Here is a 2,567-nt window from a genome sequence, read left to right on the forward strand (position 1 = left end):
GTAAGCGCTTCAGAAAATGGCGTCTATAATTATTTTTAAGCAAATGATACCCTATCACTATAGAAATTAAATAGTGGAGGGTATTTTATTTATGTCTAGGAAAAATAATTTAGCCCAAATATGGGCAGAACGAATAAAAGCTTGCCAAGCAAGCGGAATAAATGTAAAAGCTTGGTGTGGAGAAAATAATGTTAGTGCTAGTCAATATTATTATTGGATCAGGAAACTAAATAATAGCTCTAATGAACTTGTTGGAGATAATTCAGTTGAATGGGCTGAGGTATCATTAGAACCTAAAAAGAAAAATATCGATAACGGAGGTTCAATTACCTTAAACTACAACGGTTTTAAATTAGAAATATCTAAGAATATTAAAAGGGATGATATAGCAGAAGTTTTAGCTGCTCTAGTTTCGGTATGTTAAATAATATAGCTGATGGTGTGGAACATATTCATATAGCCTGCGGCGCTACGGATTTTAGAAAGCAGATTGATAGTCTTTCAGCACTGGTCAGCCTAAAATTTAATCTAGATCCATTTACTCCAAAATGTTTATTTATATTTTGCAATAAAAGCAAAAATTCTATAAAGATTCTTAGATGGGACAATGATGGATTTATATTGCTTACCAAAAAACTTGTAGAAAAAATGAAATTTCAATGGCCGAAAGACTCCGAAGGAGTAAAAGATATTTCAGCTAGAGAACTTAGATGGTTATTAGAAGGTTTATCTATAGAACAACCTAAAGCCCATAAAAATATTAGTATTAATGAAGAAATTTGTTTCTAAATCTAGCACTAAAAAAGTCGGTAATTGCTTGAAATTACTGACTTTTAGCGCTTATTATGGTATAATATACCTATAATAAGTTCATAAGGGGGTTAGGTTGAAACATGGCTAGAGATGAATATGAAGAACTACTAGAATTGCGTAAAAAAGTTAAAGAACAAGAAGAAAAAATTGAAACTTTAAATTCACAAGTAGAGAACCTAACTCAAGCTATTTTACATAAGAATAAGAAATTATTTGGAGCATCTACAGAAAAAACTCCAATTGAAGGACAAATTTCTTTATTTAATGAAGCTGAAGCTTCAACTGATAGTGGGGCTATTGAACCTACTCCAGAAAATATAATAGTTTCAACACATAAAAGAACTCCAAGAAAAAAAGGAAGTAAAGAAGCTGTTATAAAAGATTTACCTCGAGAAACTGTTGAATGTATATTAGAAGGCGAGGATTCTCTTTGCCCGTACTGTGCAACAGAGATGGCTTCTATCGGTAAAAATGTTGTTAGAACCGAAGTTGAATTTGTTCCACCATCTGTTAAAGTAATTGAATATGTACAATATGTATATAAATGTCCCGAGTGTGGTACTGCTGATAGCAGCGCCGATGTAATAGTAAAAGCTCCTGTACCAAAGCCAGTAATGAAGAGAAGTTTAGCTTCGCCTTCCACTGTTGCAGAAGTTATTTATCAAAAATATGTTAATGGTATGCCACTTTATCGACAGGAACATGATTGGCTCCAAAGAGGATTTAATCTTTCAAGATCAACAATGGCGAATTGGATTATTAGATCTAGCAACGAATGGCTAAAGCCGATGTATAATCTCATGAAAAAAGAGCTCCATAATTGTGAGATTATAAATGCTGATGAGACTAGAATTCAATGCAATAAAGAACAAGGCAGGAAACCTTCTAGCCAATCTTTTATGTGGTTATACCGTTCCGGTGAAAGCGAAGATAAAAATATAGTTATCTTTGAATACACTAGAACTAGAGCAGGTAAGCATGCGCAAGAATTCCTTAAGGAATTTGATGGATTTTTAGTTACAGATGCGTATGCTGGTTACGAAAAGGTTGAAAATATTATTCGTTGCCTTTGCTGGAGCCATGTAAGAAGATATTTCATTGAAAGTATTCCTTTAGATAAAGGAAAGGAAATTCCAGGATCAAAAGGATCTGAAGGCAGAGCCTTTTGCGATAAACTTTTCAAATTTGAAAGAGAATTAAAAACCCTTACGCCTGAAGAAAGGCTTATTAAGCGTCAAGAAAAAAGCAAGCCTGTTCTTGAGGATTTTTGGAATTGGCTTGAAACCATAAATCCGATGAATAATAAAAAGCTTAGTGAAGCTATTACTTATGCTAAGAATCAAAGAGCATATTTAGAGAACTTCCTTTTAGATGGGCGTATTCCCATTTCGAACAATGCAGCTGAAAACTGTATACGTCCCTTCGCAGTAGGTCGTAGAGGTTGGCTTTTTGCAGATACCCCTAAAGGGGCGGAAGCTAGTGCCATTGCCTATAGCATAGTTGAGACTGCAAAAGCTAATAACCTAAATGTGTTTCAGTATTTAAGTTATTTATTTAGATTATTGCCAAATATAAACTCTGCTGAGAACCCGCAACTGCTGGAGCAGTATCTTCCTTGGTCAGGAAGTTTACCTGAATGCTGCTATAATAAGAATAGTAAACAAAAAAATGAGGAGTCCGCTTAACTGCGAGCTCCTTTTAACTATATAGTAATTTATTTATTTTTAAAATACGCTATTTTCTGAACCGCTTAC

The 2,567-nt window shown here is 33.9% G+C and carries 3 protein-coding genes; all 3 read left to right on the forward strand.

Annotated features, from left to right (window positions below; all coding sequences use genetic code 11):
- Nucleotides 1-91 precede the first annotated feature (91 nt).
- Nucleotides 92-424 (forward strand): IS66 family insertion sequence element accessory protein TnpA, encoded by a 333-nt coding sequence (gene tnpA, locus A500_RS18960; protein ID WP_016209187.1) that lies wholly within the window; start codon nt 92-94, stop codon nt 422-424.
- Nucleotides 418-789 carry an IS66 family insertion sequence element accessory protein TnpB gene (gene tnpB, locus A500_RS18965; protein WP_016209188.1) on the forward strand — a complete coding sequence of 124 codons (372 nt, stop codon included), beginning with the start codon at nt 418-420 and terminating at the stop codon, nt 787-789. Before tnpA ends, tnpB begins: the two co-directional genes overlap by 7 nt.
- Before the next feature lie 104 nt (nt 790-893).
- Entirely contained in the window at nt 894-2,498 is a 1,605-nt protein-coding gene (gene tnpC, locus A500_RS18970; RefSeq protein WP_016209189.1) for an IS66 family transposase, read from the forward strand.
- Nucleotides 2,499-2,567: the final 69 nt, after the last annotated feature.

It is taken from the genome of Clostridium sartagoforme AAU1 (genome assembly GCF_000401215.1).
Lineage (GTDB): Bacteria > Bacillota > Clostridia > Clostridiales > Clostridiaceae > Clostridium > Clostridium sartagoforme.